The 23,490-nt window shown below is 67.6% G+C and carries 22 protein-coding genes; 11 read left to right on the top strand and 11 right to left on the bottom strand.

Translation table 11 applies throughout. From position 1 onward, the window contains the following. Nucleotides 1-7: 7 nt before the first annotated feature. Nucleotides 8-778 carry a GNAT family N-acetyltransferase gene (locus tag Q9K23_RS24885; RefSeq protein WP_053775995.1) on the bottom strand — a complete coding sequence of 257 codons (771 nt, stop codon included), beginning with the start codon at nt 776-778 and terminating at the stop codon, nt 8-10. 140 nt (nt 779-918) lie between these two features. On the opposite strand from Q9K23_RS24885, the gene Q9K23_RS24880 reads away from it, so the two are divergent. Both Q9K23_RS24880 and katG read left to right on the top strand, forming a co-directional pair. Next, nucleotides 919-1,362 (top strand): Fur family transcriptional regulator, encoded by a 444-nt coding sequence (locus Q9K23_RS24880; RefSeq protein ID WP_020789884.1) that lies wholly within the window; start codon nt 919-921, stop codon nt 1,360-1,362. 36 nt (nt 1,363-1,398) lie between these two features. Further along, complete coding sequence (katG, locus tag Q9K23_RS24875; RefSeq protein WP_020789886.1) at nt 1,399-3,624, top strand: catalase/peroxidase HPI; 2,226 nt, start codon at nt 1,399-1,401, stop codon at nt 3,622-3,624. Here katG and Q9K23_RS24870 read toward each other — a convergent pair whose 3' ends face one another. Next, on the bottom strand, nt 3,625-3,888 hold the full coding sequence (locus Q9K23_RS24870; RefSeq protein WP_152972566.1) for a hypothetical protein: 264 nt from the start codon (nt 3,886-3,888) through the stop codon (nt 3,625-3,627). On the opposite strand from Q9K23_RS24870, the gene Q9K23_RS24865 reads away from it, so the two are divergent. The 3 genes from Q9K23_RS24865 (at nt 3,887) to upp (ending at nt 7,131) form a co-directional block, all read left to right on the top strand. Beyond that, entirely contained in the window at nt 3,887-5,176 is a 1,290-nt protein-coding gene (locus Q9K23_RS24865; RefSeq protein ID WP_053775996.1) for a GTP cyclohydrolase II, read from the top strand. The two genes, Q9K23_RS24870 and Q9K23_RS24865, sit on opposite strands and share 2 nt — an antisense overlap. Further along, nucleotides 5,173-6,411 carry a URC4/urg3 family protein gene (locus tag Q9K23_RS24860; protein ID WP_305950326.1) on the top strand — a complete coding sequence of 413 codons (1,239 nt, stop codon included), beginning with the start codon at nt 5,173-5,175 and terminating at the stop codon, nt 6,409-6,411. The genes Q9K23_RS24865 and Q9K23_RS24860 overlap by 4 nt, the downstream gene beginning before the upstream one ends. A 90-nt stretch (nt 6,412-6,501) precedes the next feature. Further along, nucleotides 6,502-7,131, top strand: coding sequence for a uracil phosphoribosyltransferase (upp, locus tag Q9K23_RS24855; protein ID WP_020793410.1), 630 nt, complete (start codon nt 6,502-6,504; stop codon nt 7,129-7,131). Here the strand turns inward: upp and Q9K23_RS24850 are convergent. The 4 genes from Q9K23_RS24850 to Q9K23_RS24835 all read right to left on the bottom strand — a co-directional run bounded on the left by Q9K23_RS24850 (nt 7,116) and on the right by Q9K23_RS24835 (nt 10,687). After that, nucleotides 7,116-7,985, bottom strand: coding sequence for an ABC transporter ATP-binding protein (locus Q9K23_RS24850; RefSeq protein WP_053775997.1), 870 nt, complete (start codon nt 7,983-7,985; stop codon nt 7,116-7,118). The genes upp and Q9K23_RS24850 overlap by 16 nt on opposite strands. Beyond that, a complete protein-coding gene (locus Q9K23_RS24845; RefSeq protein ID WP_053775998.1) occupies nt 7,982-8,848 on the bottom strand; it encodes an ABC transporter ATP-binding protein in 867 nt (288 codons plus the stop codon). Before Q9K23_RS24845 ends, Q9K23_RS24850 begins: the two co-directional genes overlap by 4 nt. Beyond that, nucleotides 8,845-9,864: an ABC transporter permease gene (locus Q9K23_RS24840; RefSeq protein WP_020791698.1), complete on the bottom strand. Its 1,020-nt coding sequence runs from the start codon at nt 9,862-9,864 to the stop codon at nt 8,845-8,847. Before Q9K23_RS24840 ends, Q9K23_RS24845 begins: the two co-directional genes overlap by 4 nt. An 88-nt stretch (nt 9,865-9,952) precedes the next feature. After that, entirely contained in the window at nt 9,953-10,687 is a 735-nt protein-coding gene (locus tag Q9K23_RS24835) for a glucose 1-dehydrogenase (protein WP_053775999.1), read from the bottom strand. A gap of 114 nt (nt 10,688-10,801) precedes the next feature. Here Q9K23_RS24835 and Q9K23_RS24830 point away from each other — a divergent pair, with 114 nt between their 5' ends. The 3 genes from Q9K23_RS24830 (at nt 10,802) to Q9K23_RS24820 (ending at nt 13,484) form a co-directional block, all read left to right on the top strand. Further along, nucleotides 10,802-11,875, top strand: a complete 1,074-nt coding sequence (locus Q9K23_RS24830; RefSeq protein WP_305950325.1) for a diacylglycerol kinase — start codon at nt 10,802-10,804, stop codon at nt 11,873-11,875. Nucleotides 11,876-11,985: 110 nt separating this feature from the next. Next, entirely contained in the window at nt 11,986-12,924 is a 939-nt protein-coding gene (locus tag Q9K23_RS24825; protein ID WP_020791695.1) for a helix-turn-helix domain-containing protein, read from the top strand. Next, a complete protein-coding gene (locus Q9K23_RS24820; protein WP_020791704.1) occupies nt 12,924-13,484 on the top strand; it encodes a dihydrofolate reductase family protein in 561 nt (186 codons plus the stop codon). Before Q9K23_RS24825 ends, Q9K23_RS24820 begins: the two co-directional genes overlap by 1 nt. A 1,171-nt stretch (nt 13,485-14,655) precedes the next feature. On the opposite strand, the gene Q9K23_RS24815 is transcribed toward Q9K23_RS24820, so the two are convergent. Continuing rightward, nucleotides 14,656-15,324 carry a PaaI family thioesterase gene (locus Q9K23_RS24815; RefSeq protein WP_053776001.1) on the bottom strand — a complete coding sequence of 223 codons (669 nt, stop codon included), beginning with the start codon at nt 15,322-15,324 and terminating at the stop codon, nt 14,656-14,658. A 126-nt stretch (nt 15,325-15,450) separates the two neighbouring features. Here Q9K23_RS24815 and Q9K23_RS24810 point away from each other — a divergent pair, with 126 nt between their 5' ends. After that, nucleotides 15,451-16,275 carry a crotonase/enoyl-CoA hydratase family protein gene (locus Q9K23_RS24810; protein ID WP_053776002.1) on the top strand — a complete coding sequence of 275 codons (825 nt, stop codon included), beginning with the start codon at nt 15,451-15,453 and terminating at the stop codon, nt 16,273-16,275. A 67-nt stretch (nt 16,276-16,342) separates the two neighbouring features. On the opposite strand, the gene Q9K23_RS24805 is transcribed toward Q9K23_RS24810, so the two are convergent. Further along, complete coding sequence (locus Q9K23_RS24805; RefSeq protein WP_020792999.1) at nt 16,343-16,816, bottom strand: nitroreductase family deazaflavin-dependent oxidoreductase; 474 nt, start codon at nt 16,814-16,816, stop codon at nt 16,343-16,345. Nucleotides 16,817-16,970: 154 nt separating this feature from the next. Between Q9K23_RS24805 and Q9K23_RS24800 the strand changes: the two genes are divergently transcribed. Continuing rightward, nucleotides 16,971-17,462: a hypothetical protein gene (locus Q9K23_RS24800; RefSeq protein ID WP_053776029.1), complete on the top strand. Its 492-nt coding sequence runs from the start codon at nt 16,971-16,973 to the stop codon at nt 17,460-17,462. On the opposite strand, the gene Q9K23_RS24795 is transcribed toward Q9K23_RS24800, so the two are convergent. From Q9K23_RS24795 to htpG, 3 genes are all read right to left on the bottom strand, one after another. Then, nucleotides 17,436-19,328 (bottom strand): FUSC family protein, encoded by a 1,893-nt coding sequence (locus tag Q9K23_RS24795; RefSeq protein WP_305950324.1) that lies wholly within the window; start codon nt 19,326-19,328, stop codon nt 17,436-17,438. The two genes, Q9K23_RS24800 and Q9K23_RS24795, sit on opposite strands and share 27 nt — an antisense overlap. 177 nt (nt 19,329-19,505) lie before the next feature. Continuing rightward, nucleotides 19,506-20,540 carry a hypothetical protein gene (locus Q9K23_RS24790; RefSeq protein WP_305950323.1) on the bottom strand — a complete coding sequence of 345 codons (1,035 nt, stop codon included), beginning with the start codon at nt 20,538-20,540 and terminating at the stop codon, nt 19,506-19,508. Beyond that, nucleotides 20,537-22,510 carry a molecular chaperone HtpG gene (gene htpG, locus Q9K23_RS24785; RefSeq protein WP_187343495.1) on the bottom strand — a complete coding sequence of 658 codons (1,974 nt, stop codon included), beginning with the start codon at nt 22,508-22,510 and terminating at the stop codon, nt 20,537-20,539. Before htpG ends, Q9K23_RS24790 begins: the two co-directional genes overlap by 4 nt. Nucleotides 22,511-22,715: 205 nt before the next feature. Between htpG and Q9K23_RS24780 the strand changes: the two genes are divergently transcribed. Next, nucleotides 22,716-23,468, top strand: coding sequence for a PIG-L family deacetylase (locus tag Q9K23_RS24780; RefSeq protein WP_053776030.1), 753 nt, complete (start codon nt 22,716-22,718; stop codon nt 23,466-23,468). Nucleotides 23,469-23,490: the final 22 nt, after the last annotated feature.

Here is a 23,490-nt window from a genome sequence, read left to right as displayed (position 1 = left end):
CGTGACGCTACCCAGCGGTGAGCGGAATGGACGTGAGGCGTCGTTCGGCGAACCGACCGAAGCCGAGTCGTTGCAGGATCGGCGACGAGGTCTGTTCGGCGTGGATGATCGCGAGCCCTGCACCGAGCGTGCGGGCGTCGTCGAGGCGGGCGGCCACCAGCGACCGATAGGCGCCACGACCGCGGGCTTCGGTGACGATGGCCGCTCCCCACATGCGGGCGACGTCCCGGACGTGTTCGTAGCCGCCGGCACCGACCGGCTCGCCGTCGATGCGGGCCACGAACAGTCGGATGCGCTCGTCGTCGACCCGAAAGCCCGGATCGCGCAGGGCGTGCGGTTCGAATCCCCATGCCTGTCGGGAGATGCGGGCGAACTCGGCGACGTCGGCATCGGTGGCGACGCGGTGCACGGTGACGTCGGCCGGCAGTGGGATGGATGCCACGAACGTCTCGGTGGGTTCGCCGGCGATGACGTCGACGACGGCGACGATGCGGGCTGCCCGGCGGGCCAGCTCGGTGTCGGTGAGTCCGCCGAACACCCCGACCCCGGCGGTGAAACGCAGGGTGTCGGCCCCGTGTGCGCGGGTGGTGGCGGCGGCCTCGTCGAGTGCGGCGACCGGGTCGACGGGCGAGTCGGTGTGGTACTGCAGCAGCGTCGCGACACCGTCGGCGAGATAGAACTCGCACGGCCCGTCGACGATGTGCTCGGAGCCGTCCGGATGCCAGGACGACTTCCATGCCACCGACTCTTCGACGATCCGCTCCGCTGTCCACGACACGGCACTAGACTTTCATGTGTGTGACCTGTCCGACTTTTCGGGGACCGAAACACCTGGTGGCGGTCTACCCAGGCGGCATCGAGCGTCTCAATTCGAGCAAAAACCTGAACGATTCCAGAAAAGGGTGCATACTGGTCTGCGTGACCTCCTCACCGGATTTCACCGCACTGCTGCGGGAAGCAGCACTCCGCGTCACCCGACCCCGGGTGGCGGTACTCGAGGCCGTCCACGCGCATCCGCACGCGGACACCGACTCGATCTACAGGGCAGCGCGGATCGAACTCCCCGAGGTCTCCCTGCAGGCCGTCTACGACGTACTGTCCGCCCTCACCGAGGTCGGTCTGGTCCGTCGGATCCAGCCGCAGGGCCACCTGGCCAGATACGAGGCGCGCGTCGGCGACAACCATCACCACGCCGTGTGCCGTGCATGCGGCACGATCGGCGACGTCGACTGTGCCGTAGGCGAAACCCCCTGTCTGACAGCGTCAGACAGTCACGGTTTCATCCTCGACGAGGCCGAGGTCATCTACTGGGGGCTGTGTCCGACCTGCGCAGCCTCGCGTCCACCAGAGTCAACACCGTGATCGCAGCCCGCATCACTCATCACCGAAAGGACTGTCGTGTCTGACGAAACCGCAACCGAACATCCCCCGATTGGCGCGGCGAACACCGACGCCGGAGAACCTCCGGCCGGCTGCCCGATGCACATCCGTCCCCCGGTGGAGGGCGGCGGCAACGACCAGTGGTGGCCGGAACGCCTGAATCTCCGTGTGCTGGCACATAATCCGGATGTCATCCGCCCGCGTGACACCGATTTCGACTACGCCGAGGCACTCAAGTCGCTCGACGTCGACGGCCTCGTCGCCGACCTGAAGACGCTCATGCGGGACTCGCAGGACTGGTGGCCCGCCGACTTCGGTCACTACGGCCCGCTGTTCGTCCGCATGTCCTGGCATGCCGCGGGTACCTACCGCGTCGAGGACGGCCGTGGCGGCGCCGGCACCGGCATGCAGCGGTTCGCGCCGCTCAACAGCTGGCCGGACAACGTCAGCCTGGACAAGGCCCGTCGTCTGCTGTGGCCGGTCAAGAAGAAGTACGGCAAGTCGATCAGCTGGGCGGATCTGATCGTGCTCGCCGGCAACGTGGCCCTCGAGGACATGGGCTTCAAGACCAAGGGCTTCGCCTTCGGTCGTCCGGACGAGTGGGAGCCGGAGGAGGTCTACTGGGGCGCCGAGTCGACCTGGCTGGGCACCAATGCCCGCTACTCGGGTGAGCGTGACCTGGAGAACCCGCTGGCCGCCACCACCATGGGCCTGATCTACGTCAATCCCGAAGGCCCCGAAGGAAAGCCGGACTACCTCGCCGCCGCGCAGGACATCCGCGACACCTTCGGCCGGATGGCGATGAACGACGTCGAGACCGCCGCGCTGATCGTCGGCGGGCACACCTTCGGCAAGACCCACGGCAACGGCGACGCCGACAAGCTCGGTCCCGAGCCCGAGGCCTCACCGCTGGAGAACGTGGGCCTGGGCTGGGCCAACCCGCAGGGCACCGGCGTCGGCCTCGACGCCATCACCTCGGGCCTCGAGGTGATCTGGACCCACACCCCCACCAAGTGGGACAACTCCTTCCTGGAGATCCTCTACGGCAACGAGTGGGAGCTCACCAAGAGCCCGGCCGGTGCCTTCCAGTGGCAGCCCAAGGACGGCGGCTGGGCCAACTCGGTCCCGCAGGCGTTCGGTACCGGCAAGACCCATCCGTCGATGCTGACCACCGACCTCACCCTGCGGTTCGATCCGGTCTACGGCGAGATCACCCGCCGCTGGCTCGATCACCCGGAGGAGCTGGCCGAGGAGTTCGCCAAGGCCTGGTTCAAGCTGCTGCACCGCGACATGGGTCCGGCCGCCCGCTACCTCGGACCGCTGGCCCCCAGCGAGACCTACCTGTGGCAGGACAACGTCCCGGCCCAGGAGGGTGCGGTCGTCTCCGACGCCGACATCGCGAACCTCAAGAACTCGCTGCTCGAATCCGGACTGACTGTCGCACAGCTGGTCTCGACCGCATGGAAGGCCGCCTCGACCTTCCGTGGCAGCGACTACCGCGGTGGCGCCAACGGCGGCCGGATCCGCCTGCAGCCGCAGTTGGGCTTCGAGAGCAACGAACCCGACGAGCTGGCCCAGGTGATCCGCGTGCTCGAGGAGATCCAGGGGTCGTTCACCGGTGAGGCGGGCGCCAAGGTGTCCTTCGCCGACCTGGTGGTGCTCGGTGGCGTCGCCGCGATCGAGAAGGCCGCCAAGGACGCCGGCATCAGCGTGTCGGTGCCGTTCACCCCGGGCCGTACCGACGCCACCCAGGCGGAGACCGACGCCGATTCGGCCGCCCACCTGGAGACCAGGTACGACGGTTTCCGCAACTACGAGGGCAAGGGCAACGAGCTCTCCGCCGAGTACAACCTGCTCGACAAGGCCTCGCTGCTGACCCTGTCGGCGCCGGAGATGACCGTGCTGGTCGGCGGTCTGCGCGTGCTCGGTGCGACCTACCAGGGCTCGAGCCTCGGTGTGCTCACCGAGAACCCGGGCACGCTGACGAACGACTACTTCGTCAACGTCCTGGACATGGGTGTGAAGTGGGCCAAGAACGAGGACGGGACCTTCGTCGCGACCGACCGCAAGTCGGGCGAGAAGAAGTGGACCGGCAGCCGGGTCGATCTGGCCTTCGCCGCCAACTCCGAGCTGCGTGCCCTCGCCGAGGCCTACGCCGAGGACACCTCCGCGGAGACCTTCGTGGCCGACTTCGTCGCCGCGTGGACCAAGGTGATGGAACTCGACCGGTTCGACCTGGTCTGATCAGCTGCTGACCACCCGGTGGCTCCGGTCACCGGAGCGTAACGGAAGCCGAATATCGATGGCGCCCAGGGATTCCCTGGGCGCCATCGCCGTCTCGGCCGAAGGCGCGGGTAACGCGGTGATGTCGGGACGGTGATCGTGCGATTGCATATCCGGCGCATCGATGTGGATGTGATTATGCTGGCGGTTTCCCGATGAGGGGAACGGCGCCGGCATCATCACCTGCGGCGGGTCGTTCACCACTGGACGCAAAGGAGTGGCCATGTCGACCGCATCCGAGAGTTCTGCCCCCGATACGGTGCGCACCACGCCCCGATCCCCCGGCCACATCCGATTGACCTCGCACAGCGCCGGATTCGGTGCGCCGCAGATCTCCTGGGGTGCGGCCACCGCCGCTGAGCGCGGCCCGGTGATCGCCACCACCACCGATCGGGCGCATCGCAACGTGATCGGTACCCACAGCGGCTCCTACAGCGTCTACCGGGCCCTCGCCGTCGCCGCGGGGGCACTGTCACGTGATCATCGCGCGGACCTCACCAACACCTCACCCACCGACGTGATCGGCCCACATCGGCAGTGGGCCGATCCCAATGCGATCGTCAGCCTCGACCCGTGGGGTGCGACCGTGGCCGAGTCGTTCCCCGAACTGCTCGCCTCCGGATACGACATCCGCCCGACGATCGCGGTCACCAAGGCGCACGTGATCCTGCCCGAGATCGCCGAGGCGATCTCCCGCGGCCGCCTGACGCCCGACGGCGAGTTCCTGCTGTCGACCGGTGCGGCGCTGGTCACCAAGGCGGCGGTGGAACCGGTGTGGTGGCTGCCCGGCGTCGCCGCACGCTTCGGGTGCAGCGAGACCGACCTGCGGCGCACACTGTTCGAGGAGACCGGCGGGATGTACCCCGAGCTGGTCACCCGCTCCGACCTCGAGGTGTTCCTGCCGCCGATCGGTGGCCAGACCATCTACATCTTCGGTGACCCGCAAGACCTCTCGAATCCGGCGGTCGAACTGACCGCCCGCGTCCACGACGAGTGCAACGGGTCCGATGTGTTCGGCTCGGACATCTGTACCTGTCGCCCCTATCTGACCCACGCCATCGAGGAGTGCATCCAGGGTGCCCAGCGCGGCGGGGTGGGGCTGGTGGCCTACTCCCGCAAGGAGGGTCGCGCCCTCGGTGAGGTCACCAAGTTCCTGGTCTACAACGCACGCAAGCGGCAGGTGGGCGGCGACACCGCCGACCAGTACTTCGCGCGCACGGAATGTGTTGCGGGCGTACAGGACATGCGATTCCAGGAACTCATGCCCGATGTGCTGCACTGGCTGGGGATCACCAGGATCCACCGTCTGGTGTCGATGAGCAACATGAAATACGACGCGATCACCGGCTCCGGGATCGAGGTGGGGGAACGCGTCGACATCCCCGACGAACTCGTCCCCGAAGACGCCCGGGTGGAGATCGACGCCAAGATGGCCGCCGGATACTTCACCAGCGGGGCGGTGCCCACCACCGACGACCTGCGACAGGTCAAGGGCCGGGGGTTGTCCGGATGAGCATCACCACCGACACCACCGACGCCGAGGCGGCCGCCATCCTGCGTCGTACCGGCGAGATCCGATCACGGGCCGGTCTCCTCACCGAGCGGGCACGCGCCGGCGACTCGGAGTGGTTTCGCGTCGACGACGACCGGCTCGACGACGCGGTGACACTGGTCGCCGAGGTGACCCGACGTCGCTACCCGACCCTCGACATCCCGTTCCACAGTCGCTGGCGGCATGTGGAGGCCGGTGGCGTCGACCGTGCCGCCGACCTCGACCGCCGCCTGGACACCGCCGACACCGGCCGGCGGGCCCGCGCCCAGATCGATCTGGCCGTGGTCAGCGTGCTGCTCGACGCCGGGGCCGGCCCCGACTGGTACTTCGACGAACCGGGAACCGGGCTGCGATTCACCCGCTCGGAAGGGCTCGCCGTCGCCGGCGTGCACGCCTTCTTCGACGGGGTCTTCTCGAGTGATCCGGCCGACCCGTTGCGTGTGGACGCCGCGGGTCTGCGCGCACTGACCGCCGACCGGCTCGCCGCGGCATTCGGTGTCACCGACCGGACCCCGCTGGTGGGGCTCGAGGGACGCACCGCACTGCTGCATCGACTCGCCGACGCCCTCGACACCCGGTCGGAGGTCTACACCGACACCCGTCCCGGCGGCCTCTTCGACCACCTGGGCGGTACGGATTCGGTTGGCGCGCACGATATCCTGTCGGTGCTGCTCGACACCCTCGCGCCGATCTGGCTCGCCGGGAACCAGATCGGCGAGGTCCCACTGGGTGATTGCTGGCCGCATCCGGTGGTCCGCGGTGAGCAGATCCCGGCCGGTACCGCCGGGTGGATGCCGTTTCACAAACTCTCGCAGTGGCTCACCTACTCACTGCTGGAACCGTTCTCGTGGGCCGGCGTGGAGGTGACCGGGCTCGACGAGCTGACCGCACTACCCGAGTACCGCAACGGGGGGCTGCTGATCGACACCGGGGTGTTGACCCCTCGCCCGGCCGATGCCGCCGACACCGTGTGGCAGGTCGGCGACGAACTGGTCGTCGAGTGGCGCGCGCTGACCGTCGCCCTGCTCGGCGAGCTGGCACCGCGCGTCGCCGATGCACTCGGCGTGGATCCGGCGTCGCTGCCCCTGGCCTGCGTCCTCGAGGGCGGCACCTGGGCTGCCGGTCGCGAGTTGGCGGCGGTCCGGCGAAACGGACTGCCCCCGCTGCAGATCGCCAGCGACGGCACCGTGTTCTGAGCGCCCGCAGCACCGGGCCACCCCACGACACCAGGCCACCGAAGAGTCTCATCCCCGCAAACGTCTGCCGGACCCGAGGAGAACGCCATCATGAGCGACGTATACGTCATCGATCATCCGCTGGTACAGCACAAACTGACCCTGATGCGCCAGAAAGAGACCTCCACCAACGACTTCCGGCGTCTGCTCAACGAGATCTCCACGCTGATGGCCTACGACGTACTCGCCGACATCCCGATGCAGGAGATCAAGGTGGAGACCCCGATGGAGGTCACCACCGGCATGGTGATCGACGGCAAGAAACTCGTGTTCGCCTCGGTCCTGCGGGGCGGCACCTCCATCGCCGACGGCATGCTGACGGTGGTACCGGGTGCCCGCATCGGGCACATCGGCCTCTACCGTGACCCGAAAACCCATGTGGCGGTGGAGTACTACTTCAAGATGCCCAAGGATCTCGACGAGCGTGACGTGGTGGTGGTCGATCCGCTGCTGGCGACCGGACATTCGGCGGTCGCCGCGGTGGACCGGATCAAGGAGTACCGGCCCCGGTCCATCCGGTTCGTCTGCCTGCTGGCATGCCCCGAGGGGTTGGCCATGTTGCAGGGCGCCCATCCCGATGTACCGGTGTTCACCGCCGCGGTCGACCGCGAACTCGACGCGAACGGCTACATCCTGCCCGGCCTCGGCGATGCGGGCGACCGGATCTACGGCACCGCCTGATCGCGGGCGAGGACCAGCATCCGCTCCTCGATGGTGCCCGGTACCTCGTCGACGTCGGCGGTGACGGCGTGCGCCGACAACACCGCGGCCACCTGATCGGGCGGCGTGGCCGCGACACGGATCGTGGTGCCGGACAGGATCACCGGCAGTCCGGCGTCGGCGAGCACGGTGAACGTCGCCGACCAGTCGTCGGACCGCACGCGCGTGGCCTGCAGTCCGCCGATCACATCGGCCTCGGTGCCCTGCGCCACCAGCCGCCCCGACGACATCAGCAGCAGCCGGTCACACTCCTGCGCTTCCTCCATGTAGTGGGTGGTGACCAGCACCGCGACCCCCGCCTCCGCCTGCTCGCCGATGGTGTCCCACAGGCGTGAGCGCGACAGCGCGTCCACCCCGGAGGTCGGCTCGTCGAGCACCAGCACCTCCGGATGATGCGCCAGTGCGACGGTGAAGGCGGCCTGACGTTGTGCGCCCAGGGCGAGGTCACCGACCAGCGTGTCGGCGTGGTCGGCGAGATCGGATGTCAGGGCGGGCACCTCCACACCGTAGATGTCGGCGGTGAACGCGAGGTTCTCGGCGACGGTGAGATCCCGGTAGAGCCCGAGGTTCTGTGGGACGTACCCCAGGCGTGCGCGTGCACGGCGCGCGGGCGGACCGCCGAACAGCCCCACCGAGCCGGCACTCGGTGCGAGGAGTCCGAGCAGCATCCGGATCACCGTCGTCTTGCCCGCGCCGTTGGCACCGAGCAGTCCGACCACCTCCCCCGGCGAGACCGTGAAGGTGACGTCGTCGACGGCGGTGAACGACCCGAAGCGGCGGGTCAGTGCCGAGGCGGTGACGACCGGCGTGCTCACCGTGCACCGCCCTGGTGACCGCCCGAGGTGCCGACCGCCACCCGACGCCGCAACGACAGGGCGACGACGATGTCCTCCAGATCCGGGGCGACGGTGGCCTGCGGGGTACCCGGGGCGAGACCGTCGGGCCAGTACTCGTGCCGGGTCCGGCCGCGACGCCACGACCATTCGGGGCGCACCGGATGCGGGCCGGCGGTGACCGCGCCGGCGAAACCGGCGCGCACGTCGTCGAAGGAGCCGTCGGTGAGGATCTGCCCGTCGTCGAGGACGACGAGTCGCGACGCCCGCTCGGCCTCGTCGAGGTAGGTGGTCGACATGATCACCGCCGCACCGTCGGCGGCGGCGTCGGAGATCATGCGCCACAGTTCGATCCGGCTGACCGGGTCGACACCGGTGCTCGGTTCGTCGAGGATCAGCAGCGCCGGACGGTGGATCATCGCCATGGCGGCGCCGAGTTTGCGGCGCATCCCACCCGAGAGCGCCGACGCGCGCCGGTCGGCGGCACCCCGCAACCCGCTGCGGTCGATCAGCTCGTCGCGGCGGCCGGTCAGTGACTCGCCGTGGAGTCCGTAGCAGCCGCCGACGAAGTCGAGGTTCTGGGTGACCGTGAGCGCCCCCCAACTGCCCGGTCCGGCGCACAGATAGCCGATCTGGGCCTTCGGCGGGAGGTCGGTGTGTCCGTCGTCGGGAACGATCTCACCGGCGAACACGCGCAGCAACGTGGTCTTGCCCGCCCCGTCGCCGCCCACCACCGCAACGACCGCACCGTCGGGCACATCGACGTCGACCCCGCCGGTCCCGGCGCCACCGAGGGCGCGTCGAGCACCGAAGCACACCCCGATGCCGTGGGCCGACGCGCTCATGTCCGGCCCGATCCGGGGGCGAGGTCGCGGCGGAACCGGAGGGTCGCACCGACGAACACCACCACCGCCATCCCGGCGAGCACCACCAGCGGCAGCCACAGCGACTGGACGGGTGCACCCCGCAGCATCACGCCCTGCGAGATCATCGTGAAGTACGTCAGCGGCAGCAGATAGCCGATCCAGCGGACCCCGGCGGCCATCGCATCGAGCGGAAAGATCATCCCCGACAACAGGATCTGCGGGATCAGGAAGAAGAATGCGGTCTGGATGGCCTGCCCGGTGGTCTGCGAGATGGTCGAGATGAACACCCCCACACCGAGTACCACGAACAAGAACAGTGCGGCCCCGAGGACGAACACCGCGGGGTCACCGTTGAACGGAACGTCGAACAGCACCATCCCGAGCACCGTGATGATGCCCATGTCGATCGCGGCGAGCAGGAAGTACGGGGCGATCTTGCCGAGGATGACCTGGGTGGGGCGGATCGGCATCACCGCGAGTTGTTCGAGGGTTCCGGCCTCCCGTTCGCGGACCAGACCGATGCTGGTGATGATCGTGCCGATGAACAGCAGGATCAGTCCGATGATGGCCGGCACCATCACCCAGGCGGTCTTGAGGCCGGGATTGAACAAGACCTCGGTGTGCACCGTGTCGCCGAGCCGGTTGAGCACCCCGACGGTCGATTCCGCGGCGAAGAGATTGGATCCGTCGACATAGACCACCGGCGGATTCACCCCGGTCACGATCCCGACGTCGACGGTGTTGTCCTGCAACATGTCCCGAACCGCGGAATCACCTTGTCCCGGATCGGTACGGGTGACGTCGAAATACGGGGGCAGTGCCGCGGCGACCTGCTGCGCCTGCGGACCCGCCACCGCGGTGTCGACCGACGACACGTAGAAGTTGGCGGCGTAACCGAAGATGATCAGCAACAGCAGCGGCATCACCACCAGCATCGCCAGGGTGCGTCGGTCCCGGAGGAGTTCGCGGAACTCCTTGACGATCATCGCCCGCATGGATCGAGGCTAGGGGACGCCCCGGTCACCGGGTCGGCGATTCACCGAACACATCCCCCGCTCGCACCGGATGTGTCCGGGATGTCCGCTATTTGTGTGGGACGTCCGCGGAGAGGCCGCCGTCCATCACGAATTCCGAACCGGTGGCATACGACGACTCGTCACTGGCGAGGAAGACGACGAAGGTCGAGACCTCCGCGGATTCGGCGGCACGCCCGAGCGGCACCTTCACCATGTCCTCGGGCAACCCTTCGGTCATCGGCGTGCGGATGAGTCCCGGGTGGATCGAGTTGACGCGCACATTGTGTGGCGCCAGCTCGAGCGCGGCCGACTTGGCCAGTCCCCGGACACCCCACTTGGACGCGACGTAGCCGTGCGCCCACGGACTGCCCCGTAGACCCTCGACCGACGACACGTTGATGATCGATCCGCCGCCGGCCGCGATCATCGGATCGGCGACGGCCTGGATGCCGAGGAAGGTTCCGGTCAGGTTGACGTCGATGATCTGCTTCCACTTGTCCAGGCGGAACTTCTGGATCGTCGAGCCGTTGACGATGCCGGCATTGTTCACGAGCACGTTGAGCTTGCCGAACTCCCCGGTCGCCGTCGCCACCGCGGTCTGCCAGTCCTCGGGCGAGGTCACGTCGAGGTGGAGATAGCGCGCCGATTCCCCCAACTCGTCGGCCAGGGCCTTGCCCGGGTCGTCGAGGATGTCCCCGATCACCACCTTCGCACCCTCGGCGACCAGGGCTCGCGCATGCTCTGCGCCCATGCCGCGGGCACCCCCGGTGATCACTGCAACCTTGTCGTCAACACGTCCCATGGCAGGGACCTTACAGCGCAAACAGCCGAATGAGAACACGTTCTAGAAAGAATGTGGTCTACTGTTTGGACAGAAGTCCGGACAGGTGTTCACGCAACAGGAGGCAGGCCGACGATGGCGATCCGTGTAGGGCTGGTCGGGACCGGAAATGCGGGCAGACTCGCCCTCACCCAACTGATCGAGGACCCACGCTTCGAACTCGTCGGGGTCGTGGTGCACAACCCGGACAAGGTCGGCGTGAACGCCGGCACGCTGGCCGGACTCGAGCCGTCGACCGGTGTCGCGGCCGGCAACGACCTCGATGCGCTGATCGCCGTCGAGCCCGAGTGCATCGTGTACTGCGCCATGGGTGACACGCGGCCGATCGAGGCGTTCAGCGACGTCAGCCGCATCCTGGCCGCCGGGATCGATGTGGTCGGATCGGCGCCGGTGCCGTTGCAGTACCCGTGGGGTGCGGTGCCGGAGAAGGCCATCGACCGGCTGCAGCGCACCGCCGCCGACAACGATGCCGCCATCTTCATCACCGGGGTCGATCCCGGCTTCGCCAACGACCTCATCCCGCTGGCATTCACCGGCACATGCCAGCGCATCGAGCAGATCCGCTGCATGGAGATCGCCGACTACGCCACCTACGACGGCGCCGAGGTGATGGTCGACGTGATGGGCTTCGGCAAGCCCATCGACGAGACCCCGATGCTGTTCCTACCCGGCATCCTCGCACTCGCCTGGGGCACCACCATCCACCAGCTGGCCGGCGCGCTCGGCGTGACCGTCGACGAGATCACCGAAAGTCATGAAAGTGCCGCAGCCCCAGAGGCTCTGACGATTGCCACCGGCACCATCGCGGCCGGCACCCGTGCGGCGGTACGGTTCGAGATCACCGGGATCGTCGACGGCCGACCGGCGATCGTCGTCGAGCACGTGACCCGATTGCGCGAAGATCTGCGACCCGACTGGGCACAGCCCGCGCAACCGGGCGGGTGCTACCGGGTGGAGATCGTCGGCGAACCCTCGTATCGGGTCGACATCTGCCCGACCAGTCGCAAAGGCGACCACAACCATGCCGCGATCGTCGCCGCGGCGGGACGCATCGTGAATGCGATCCCGGCCGTCGTCGACGGTCCCCCCGGAATCCGCACCACCATCGACCTACCGCTGATCCCAGGACCCGCACTCACGGTGAGCTGAGCGCGCCGGGCCCATCGAGGGCAAGAACGGTCAAGCGCCAGGATCGCCCCTGCGCCGATACTGACTGTCATGACGACCAGACCTGCTGTCATGACGACCGCGAGTCCGCGATGACCGAGAAAGGCGCCGACCGACTCCGGGAACTGCTCGACGCCGTCCTCGGCGAGGACGGCACGGAACTGGCCGGGATGGCCGCCGATGCCCACGCCTCGTCATTCCACTTCAGCCGGCAGGTCTCCCGGAGCACCGGCGAGGCACCGGTCGCGCTGCGGCGTCGCGTCACACTCGAACGGGCCGCCTGGTATCTGCTGCGCGGCCGCAGCGTCACCGACGTCGCCTTCGACTCCGGGTACGACTCGGTGGAGGGATTCAGCCGGGCGTTCACCCGGGCCTTCGGCCATCCGCCGAGCACCATGGCCGCGGCCTCCGAACGCGGACACTGGCTTCCGGCACCGAACGGAATCCACTTCCACTCCCCGACCGTGTTGTATGTCGATGCCGGGGAGACCGTGGAGGAGACCGCCGGGGACGTGGTGACGATGATGGTGCGCCATGACCTCGACGACGTGACGGCCCTCCTCGAGGCGGCCGCAGCGGTGCCGGAGACCGAGTACCGACGAGTCCGACTGCCGCGCAATCAGATCACGGCATGGCAGGAACCTGACGAATCGATCGCACAGGTCCTGCACCATCTGGTCACCGACAAACTTCCGTGGCTGGCGTCCATCGAGGGTGGCGACCACCCCGACCTCGGGAGCGACGATCTCGACGCGCTGACGCTGATGCATCCGACGGTGGCCGGCCGCTGGCTCGCACTCGTCCGCGACATCGAGCGGCGGCAGGCCTGGTCGGATCGGGTGATCGACGCACTGTGCGAACCACCCGAGTCATTCCTGTTGTCGCAGATCGTCACCCATGTGCTCACCTTCGCCGCACATCGTCGGCTCCTCCTGCGCATGTTGCTGCGCGAGGCCGGGGTGGACGTCCTGGCCCCAGCGCTCGATCCCGATCCCATCATCTGGCACCGCAATCGATCCGGAGGATTCTGATGACCCGCTTCCGCTACTACACCGCCACCACCCTCGACGGGTTCCTCGCCGACGAGCACGACGACCTCGGCTGGTTGCTGAGTCAACCGCACGACGAGGACGGGTTCGGCAACATGAACGACTTCGGCAAGCAGGTGGGGACGGTCGTCATGGGTGCCACGACATACCAGTGGCTACTCGACAACGAGCTGTCGGAGGCCCGGCCCTGGCCATACACCGAACCGTCGTTCGTGTTCACCCATCGCGAGATCACCCCGGTCGCCGACTCCATCCGGGTGGTGGCCGGCTCCCCGAGCGAGTTCCGGGACGAACTGGTGGCAGCCGCCGACGGCAAGGACGTCTGGGTGGTCGGCGGTGGGGATCTCGCCGCCCAGTTCGCCGACGCAGGGATGCTCGACGAGATCGAGGTGTCGATCGCGCCGGTCACTCTCGGTAGCGGACGTCCACTGTTCACCCGGCCGTTCGACCTCGAGCTGATCGAGTACGGTCGCAACGCCGCATTCCTCTGTGCCCGATATGCGGTGAAGGGCGCGCGAGATGCAGGCTCCCGCGAGACCTGATCGATGAGCGAAGCCTTCGTCGCTCCACTCCTCTACGCCCGTTAGATGATTGAGCCGGGACCGAGCATCGCGAGGACCCGAGTCGAAATCTCCGCAGCCAACGTCGGGCGGTGACCACCTCCGACGTGGTCACGTACCGAGCCCGGCCGGCGGAGGTTTCGACACGCCTCGTCGCTCCGCTCCTCATCGGCTCAACCACCAACGGCCGGTTGGCGATTGAGAATAGACTTAACGCAACTCGGCTCCACCCCTCAACGCCCGATTGATGATTGAGCCGGGACCGAGCATCGCGAGGACCCGAGTCGAAATCTCCACAGCCTACGTCGGGTGGCGACACCTCCGACGTGGTCACGTACCGAACCCGGCCGGCGGAGGTTTCGACACGCCTCGTCGCTCCGCTCCTCATCGGCTCAACCACCAACGGCCGGTTGATGATTGAGCCTGAACACTGACGCAAATCGGCCCCACCCCTCAACACCCGATCAATGATTGAGACCAGACACTGCCGCGTCTCGACGCTCCACCCCTCAACACCCGCTTGATGATTGAGCCGGGACCGAGCATCGCGAGGACCCGAGTCGAAATCTCCACAGCCTACGTCGGGTGGTGACCACCTCCGAGATGGTCACGTACCGAACTCGGCCGGCGGAGGTCTCGACACGCCTCGTCGCTCCGCTCCTCATCGACTCAACCACCAACAGCCAGTTGGTGATTGAGCCTGAACACTGACGCAAATCGGCCCCACCCCTCAATGCCCGATCGATGATTGAGCCGGGACCGAGCATCGCGAGGACCCGAGTCGAAATCTCCGCAGCCTACGTCGGGTGGTGACCACCTCCGAGGTGGTCACGTACCGAACTCGGCCGGCGGAGGTTTCGACACGCCTCGTCGCTCCGCTCCTCATCGGCTCAACCACCAACTAGCCGTGGACATTTGAGACCAGACACTGACGCGATGCGTACACCACAATCCGACGTGGTCACGTACCGAACTCGGCCGGCGGAGGTTTCGACACGCCTCGTCGCTCCGCTCCTCATCGGCTCAACCACCAACAGCCGGTTGGCGATTGAGACTGGACACTGACTCGACACGTCGCTTCGCTCCTCATCGACTCAACCACCAACGGCCGGTTGAAGATTGAGTAAGGATCGATCGCGTACCCCGCGAATGGTCAGCCGTCGGACAGGGCCTTGCGGATCTTGTCGGCCGCGCCGCTCTCGCGGGCCCAACGCGGCAGGATGAAGATCCCCTCGGCCTCGGCGGTGGTGCCGTCGGCGGTGCTGATCCGACCGACGGCGATCGACTTGACCCCCTCGACGCGATCGAGGCGCGCCTCGGCGCGCACCTTGCCGAGTTTGGTGCCCTGCCGGTACCGGATGGTGAGGGTGCCGGTCATCCCGGGTGCACCGGCATGCTCGGCGGCCGATCCCAGGATCTGGTCGAGGATCGCGGCCAGGATGCCGCCATGCACCAGACCGGCGGGACCCTCGTACGCCGGGCCCATCTCGAACTCCGCCCAGGCGAGGCCGTCGTCGTCGAAGACGACATCCAGCGGTGGTGCGATCGGGTTGCGAGTACCGATGACGGCATTGCCCCACGTGCGCTTGGTGCCGTCGGTGTTGAAACGCACGCCGAAGGAGTCGTCCGGCAGTTGGCGCGAGCGCAGGATCTCCGCCGCGGCTTCGATGTGTTCGATCGCGGTGGCCGCCGCCGATGCGTCGACCTCGGTGAGCACCGTGTCGGCGATCAGGGTGCGTACCGCCTCTGCGATGTCGGTGGCGACGGCAGTGCGTTCCTGCAGCTCCTGGGCCCCGATGTCCTCGGTGAAGTAACCGCTCATGGTTTCAGTGCTCCGCTCGTCGGGTGGGCCGGAATCGGTACCGCATCCCATCAGTTGTAACAGGCCGACCCCGGCCATACCCGGTCTCGCGTCCAGTTCTTCCTACCAGCGAGTAACCTCCCTCGTATGAGCGAACAGTGGAACGCATTCGACGTCACGGTCGACGACGGCATCGCCGAGGTGTCGCTGATCGGCCCCGGCAAGGGCAACGCCATGGGTCCCGACTTCTGGCGGGAACTGCCCGAATTGTTCAAGGGCCTCGACACCGACGATGCCGTGCGCGCGGTGATCCTGCGCGGCGCCGGCAAGCACTTCTCCTTCGGCCTGGACCTCGTGTCGATGGCCGGCGATCTCGCACCAGTCCTCGCCGACAACGCGAAGGCCAAGCCGCGCACCGAATTCCATGACATGGTGCGCAGCATGCAGGCGGCCATCACCGCTGTCGCCGACTGTCGCAAGCCGGTGATCGCGGCGATCAGCGGCTGGTGCATCGGCGGCGGCGTGGACCTGATCACCGCCGCCGACATCCGCTACGCGAGCGCCGACGCCCAGTTCAGCGTGCGTGAGGTGCGCGTGGCGATGGTTGCCGACGTGGGCAGCCTCGCCCGACTGCCCGGACTGATCGGCGACGGCCACCTGCGCGAGCTCGCCCTCACCGGCAAGGACATCGACGCCGCCCGCGCGGAGAAGATCGGCCTGGTCAACGACGTGTACGCCACCCCCGAGGAACTCCTCGAGGCCGCCCGCGCCACCGCACGCGAGATCGCCGACAACCCGCCGCTGGTGGTGCAGGGCATCAAGACGGTGCTCGACCACAGCCGCGCCCCGGCGCAGGCCGACAGCCTGCGCTACGTTGCCGCGTGGAACTCCGCCTTCCTGCCCAGCAACGACATCGGCGAGGCCGTGGCCGCCGTGTTCGAGAAGCGCAAGCCCAAGTTCAGCGGATCCTGACGCCCGGGAGCCGAGGGCCGCACGGCCCTCGGCTCTTTGGCACTTAGGCTTCGGCTCTGTCGGATTGTCAGGGCACCGGCGTCAGTTCGAAGACCGGGATCGTCCGCTCGGTGCGGCGTTCGTAGAGATCGAAGTTCGGCCACACCGACCGGAGGGTCTGCCAGGCCGCCGCACGGTCGTCGTCGTGTAGTTCCCGCACCCGCACCGTGCGGGTCACCCCTTGGTCGATGATCGCGGCGGTGTCTGTGGCACGGAGGTTGAACACCCACTGCGGGGTGTTCGGCCCACCGAAATACGAGCCCGCGACCAGCCAGGAGCCGTCGTCACGCGGTACCGCGAGCAGTCGCGTCCGCCGCACCACACCGCTCTTGCGGCCGGCCACCACCACCGTCGTATTGGGCAGCCCCGCGATGTCGAGCAATCCGTAACGCTCCCGGGTGATCTTGCGGATCGCGTTGTCACACTGGACGATCCGCGGAAGGTACTTCGGCAGCCACGCGATCGAACCGACCCGGATCGCAACGGGGGTGAGCAGACCCATACCGACCAGTCTGTCATGCCGGTCCGTCATGCCTCAGATGTGGCACAGGCCCGACCGTCGATACTCCCCGGGTCGCCGTGACCTGTCAACGGCGCCCTCCACAGGTGTGGAGCAACGATCGCCGGTCGCGGTGGTACGGCCGCACGATCGGTGCATGACACCACATCACGTCCCCGCCCACCACATCCCGCCGGCCGAACCCATCCCGCACATCGACACCGCCCGCCTGCCCTTCGACGGAGCCGACGAACTCCGGCAGCGATGGCGCGCGCTGATGGGCCCGCTCGGCTTCTCCGAGTCGCTGCTCTGGTTCGTGTTCGTCCTCGACGACCGCGAGTTCATGCAGACGATCAACCAGATACCGCTGCCGACCACACCCAACGTCCACCTGATCGACGGTCTGATGGCGGAATTCGCGCGGGCGACCGAGCAGTTCACACGGGTCAGCGTCGCATGCCTGTACACCCGACCCGGTTCCGACGGCATCACCGCGCGTGACCGTGGATGGGCGCAGGTGATCACCGACGGCGCGGCCAGGCACCGCGTACCGATCCATCCGTTGTTCCGGGCCAACGATCTCGCGCTGGTCCCGTTGGGTCCCGACTCCGGGATCGAGTCGTCAGGTCCGTTCGAGCAGGCCTCGTAACCGAGACAGTTCGTCGTCGATCTCGTTCAGTTCCGAACCCCGATCCACCGAACCCGCGGCATCCGAATCCCGATCACAGGTCACGTCGAGTCCGTCACCGGAACCCAGTCCGACGATCCGTTCGGCGAGCACGGCAGCACGGTCGACATCGGGCGGGTAAGTCCCCGCCAGTCGTTGCCCGGCGTACACGGTTACCGCATCGGCAAGCCGGCCGGTGGCCGTGGCCACCGGAATCCACGCCATCGCAGTGGTTCCGGCCGGTGGCGGCTCGGCCGATGCCCGCTGCATCCGGGTCTGCAGATCCGACAGCGCCCGGTACGCGTCACGACGCGCGGCCACGAGTTCGTCGTGACGTCGTCGCGCGGCGCTCGCCTCGTCGGGAATCGGGGTGGCGGCGATCCGCAGATGCGCTGCGACACCCGACATCGCGGTGGCGAAGGTCTCGGCGACCCAGGCACGGCGTGAATGCGGCCAGATCAGGTAGCCGAAGACGATTACCACGAACCCGCCGACGACAGTGGCGCCGATGCGTTGCCAGCCGTAGTTCGCAGAAACGTCGCCGGGGCTGATCACGTCGACGAGCAAGATGACCACCGGCGCGATCGCGACCGCCTGGAGCGCATACGACCGCATCATGAACCATGGCACGCACGCCGACAGCAGCCCGATCGCGACGCCGATTTCCCACCCCTTCGGCACCAGCAGGATCACCCCCGTGGCGATCGCGACGCCGATCACCGTTCCGACGACCCGCAGGATGGCCCTGTCGAACACCGATCCGAAATCCGGCTTCATCACCAGACAGACGGTGAGCGGGACCCAGAACCAGTGGCTGAACGGAAAATACGCCTTGGCGCCCACCGCGATCCCAAAGCAGAGGGACAACCGCACGGCCGCGAAAACGACCTCGGAGCCGATGGCATGGAAGGTGAACCCGCGACGGGGCGCCAGAACCGAGCGATGCGTACCACCCAGCGCATGATCGAGGGCACGGACTCGTCGGCAGAGTGGGGACGTCGAGGTCTGCACCACCGTAGGTGGTGGTGTCGGCTCCTTCTGCCGTCGGCCAACCGATCCGGCCAAATCGGTGAGATGCCCGCCGACGGCCGCCAGCTCCGAGGTGTCGGTCGAGGCCAGCACCAGCGCCTGCACGCGATCGGCGGCACCCACGACATCGGCGTCGAGCGACCAGTCGCCTGCCGATCCCATCCGGTGGACGCGGACCTCGGAGACCCGGCCGGCGGCGTTGCGGTGGGCGGTTGTCGCGGCGATCCGGGCCCGCCCCGTCCGATCGCTCCCATTCCGATCCTCGGGGTCGGCGAGGTCAGCAATCCGCGCGGTGGCCAGATCGGCCAGCGACTGCAGCAGCGCGACCAACACGATCCGTTGCGGCCGACGCGGTTCGACGAGCATCTCGATCGCGAGCAGCGCGGCATACAGCGCGCCGCCGACCAAGTACAGCCAGATCGGGGTCCACCAGTCGATGCCGTCGACACCGATCGCGATGGACGCAACCAACAAGAACTGCATCCCCGCGACGGAGAACTCCGGCCCGAATCCGGCGATCAGTCCCGCAAGCAGGGCGACGGCCGCCATCACCGGGATCAACGCGGCCAGCGGGATGTTCTGCACGAACCCGAGGAGGTAACCGCACGCCGCTATCGGCGTGGAGATCGCAATGATCCGGAAGTTCAGCCGGTACGTGCCCTCGCGTTCACCGGCGGCGAGCAACAACGTGGCCAGTCCGATCCACATACCGATGAGCACATGGCCGGTCAACGACCCGATGACGAACGGTCCGCCGACGGCGATGCCGGATCGGATCGAGTGGCCGATCGGGATCGCCGCGGGCTCGATCCGCATCATCTCGCCGAGCCACGATGCCGGCCCCACCGGACCGCGGGATACCGCCGGCTCACGACTTGGACCCCCGGGTGAGATCTCCCCGATCGGGCGCCGGCCAGGTGGTATCTCATCAGACGGTGTTCGATCGAGCATGGTACTCCCCACGATTGGCCACCACGAAAAAGCCTGACTGTGAATCTAGTCCATCGAGGCGGTGAAATGCGGAACCGGCAGCGCCGCGAGATCGACCGTGCCGTCCACGATCTGGTCGACGGTCGCCGAATGGTCACCGCCGTAGGTGGCCGCATACTCGGCAGTCCAGGTGACGCTGCCGAACACCGGCACCCGCAGCGGCGTGGGCTTGTCGATCTCGATCAGCAGCTCGGCGAGATCGTCGGGAGGAGTCCATTGCACGGAATCGGTTGTGGCCGAACGGAACAGACGTTGAGTGCAGCCGGGCCGATCGGTGGAGGCGTCGGCTTGCCGCGACCGGGCGCACTCGGTGAAATAGGCGGTCAACGCGTCGTCGACGGCGTGCGTGCCGGCGTCGGTCAGGCTCACCGCCAGATCCGGGGTGGGCGATACGGACCCGACACCGCCTCTCGCCTGACCACCGGAGTCGGCGATCGCGAGATAGCGGGTGCCGCTCCCCCACACCAGCGGGCCGCCGAAGATGTGGGCGGTGCGGATTCCGGTGGTGGCGTGACCGAGCAGGGACAGACCGGCGAGTGCGCGTTGGGTGTCCGGCGGGATGGTGACCGGGATGACCGCACCGTCGATCACCCAGCGCCCGGGAGCCCCGGACAGGCGGTAGGTCACCTCGACCGGCTCGGTACCCGAGCGGAATCGAGCGGTCACCGCGATCGGCCCGCCCGACTCGGCGCCACCGGCTCCGGTGGTGTCGGGGCCGGTGGTGTCGGGGCCGGGTGTGACCACCTCGATCGCGGTGATCGGTGCGGCCCGACGCTGGACGGCGATCGCGGTGTCGGACAGGAACGCCGTCGAGGGCGGTGTGACGATCAGCTGTCGGGCCCGGGTGCCGTCGGCGTCGGCGAGTGCATGCAGGAAGGTTCGGACCGTGTTCTGCGGGGTGTCACGGGAATCGTCGGATCCCGAGGGCCAGAACACGATGGTCCCGATCACCGCGACCAGCACGAGGGTGACGAAGACGGCGGCACCCGCCACCACCCGGTTGACGGATGGGGACGGGCGCCGCCGCTCGGGAACGGTCACTCCGCGGCGGCGGTCCCACCCAGCGACGAGGTCAGCTCGTCGGCGAGCAGCCGGGCGAACCCGGCCGGGTCGTCGAGTTCGCCGCCCTCGGCGATCAGCGCCATGCCGTGCACCAGCTTGGCCGTCGGCACCAGCGGCGTGTGGTCGTCGGCGGCCGCGAACGCCTTGTTCAGCCCGGCGACCAGCGGGTGGTTCGGGTTGAGTTCCAGGGTGCGCTTGGACTTGGGCAGTTCCTGACCCGAGGCCCGGTACAGCTTCTCCAGCTGCGGCGACATCGAGAAGTCGTCGCCGACGAGGCAGGCCGCGGACTCGGTGAGCCGCTTGGACAGCCGCGCTTCGGTGATGTCGTCGCCGAGTGCCTCACCGAGCCACCCCAGCAGACCCTCGAACTCCTCGGCCTGGGCCTGGTCCTCGGCGTCGTCGGCGATCTCGGCATCGTCGAGCTCGTCCAGGTCGACCGATCCCTTGGCGATCGACCGGAACGCCTTGCCCTCGAACTCCAGACCCGAGGTCACCCACATCTCGTCGACCGGGTCGGACAGGATCAGGACCTCGATCCCCTTGGCGCGGAACGCCTCGAGATGCGGCGAGTTCTCGATCTGCTGCCGCGACTCGCCGGTCATGTAGTAGATCGAGTCCTGCTTCTCGGGCATCCGGCCGACATAGTCGGCGAGGGTGACCAGATCGGTCTCGCTCTGGGTCGACGAGAACGACGACGCCTTGAGCACCGCGTCGCGGTTGTCGAAGTCGTTGACCAGGCCTTCCTTGAACACCCGCCCGAAGGTCGACCAGAAGGTCTGGTAGTCCTCGGCCCGCGAGCCGCGCATCTCGGTGATGGTGGAGATGACCTTCTTGGTGAGGCGGCGGCGGATCGCACGGATCTGCCGGTCCTGCTGCAGGATCTCACGGGAGACGTTGAGCGAGAGGTCGGCGGCGTCGACCACACCCTTGACGAAGCGCAGGTACTCGGGCATGAGTTCCTCGCAGTCGTCCATGATGAACACGCGCTTGACGTAGAGGTGGATACCGGAGTTGTGCTCCCGCATGAACAGGTCGAACGGCGCCTGGGTGGGGATGAACAGCAGCGCCTGGTACTCGAAGGTGCCCTCGGCCTTGAGGGTGATGGTCTCCAGCGGCTTGTCCCAGGCGTGCCCGACGTGGCGGTAGAACTCCTCGTACTCCTCGTCGGAGACCTCGTCGCGGGACCGGGCCCACAGCGCCTTCATCGAGTTGACGGTCTCGGTCTCGACGGTGGTGACGGTGGTCGGCTCACCGCCCTCCTCCTCCGCCGGGGTGGTGGTGGTCTTCTCCACGTCCATCCGGATCGGCCAGCCGATGAAGTCCGAGTACTTCTTCACCAGCGAGCGCAGCGTCGCCGGGTCGGTGTAGTCGTGCAGATGGTTCTCGGTGTCGACCGGCTTGAGGGTCAGGATCACCGAGGTGCCCTGCGGGGCGTCGTCGACGTCGGCGATGGTGTAGGTGCCGTCGCCGGTGGAGCTCCAGCGGGTACCGGTCTGCTCGCCGGCCTTGCGGGTGATCAGGGTGACGGTGTCGGCGACCATGAACGTCGAGTAGAAACCGATACCGAACTGCCCGATGAGCTCCTCGGTGGTCGAGGAGTCCTTGGCCTCGGCGAGCTTCTTGCGCAGCTCGGCGGTGCCCGACTTGGCCACGGTGCCGATCAGGTCGACGACGTCCTCACGCGACATGCCGATTCCGTTGTCGCGCACGACGAGTGTGCGGGCGTCGCCGTCGGTCTCGGTGTCGAGGGTGATGTGCAGATCCGACGTGTCGACGTCGAGATCCTTGTCCAGCAACGACTCCAACCGCAGTTTGTCGAGCGCGTCGGAGGCATTCGAGATCAGCTCGCGCAGGAAGCTGTCCTTGTTGGAGTAGATCGAATGGACCATCAGATCCAGCAGCTGCCGGGTCTCGGCCTGAAATTCCCTGACTTCGGATTCGGTACTCATCGGCGACCTCCACAATGATCACTGATCGGCTACGACTCGACCTGCGCCGCCCGGTCCGCACGACCGCGGGCCGCGGGCCGGCGGCACAGATTCTGACGGCCAGAATTCTATCCAGGCGCACCCAGTAGGCTGGAACAGGGTGCCGCTCCCGAGTACGACCGACCACCGGGCACCGGACACCGGGAAACAGGAGGACGTCGGGCCGATGACAGTCCCGCGCTTGATGTGTGTGCATGCCCATCCCGACGACGAGTCACTGTGGACCGGCGGGACCATCGCCCGGCATGTGGCGCTCGGTGGCGACGTGACGGTGGTGACCACGACCTGGGTGCCGGGAACCTCACGACACGGGGAACTGTGTCAGGCCCTCGGCGAGCTCGGGGTGACCCGCGAGCCGATCATGCTGGGATATGCCGACGAGGGGGTACCGCTCTCGGCGCCGAACAGCCCGCGATTCTGCGACGGCCGATTCGACAAGCAGGTCCGCGAACTGGTCACGCACATCCGGCGGTTCAAGCCGGAGATCATCGTCACCTACGACCCGGCCGGCATCTACGGCCACCGCGACCACGTGCACACCAACCGGCTGGCATGTGCGGCCGCCGACGCCGCGGCGATCCCGATGTTGCACCGCAGTACCGGTCCGTCCTGGCGGGTGCGGTCGCTGTATCTGTCGACCATTCCGGAGTGGATGATCGAGGACGTCGCCGACGACTTCTTCCCCAACATCTCCCGCTATGCGCTGCCGGGTACGCCGACGGCGCTGGTGGATCTGAGTCTCGATGTCTCGGAGTGGATTCCGCAGAAGACCAAGGCGATCCTGTCGCACCGCAGCGAAGTGGAACGCAGCTACATGATCTCGTCTCTGATGAAGCTACCCGAACCCCGCCTGAGCCGGCTGCTGGGCACCGAGTGCTACATCCGCCGCGACCTCGTGCCCGGCGGCAGCGACCTGTAGGCCGGGTCCGGTGTGGACCGGA

Source organism: Gordonia sp. NB41Y (assembly GCF_030718915.1).
Taxonomy (GTDB): domain Bacteria; phylum Actinomycetota; class Actinomycetes; order Mycobacteriales; family Mycobacteriaceae; genus Gordonia; species Gordonia desulfuricans.
The sequence above is the reverse complement of the archived record's forward strand: the minus strand, read 5'-3'. Positions and strand labels throughout refer to the sequence as shown.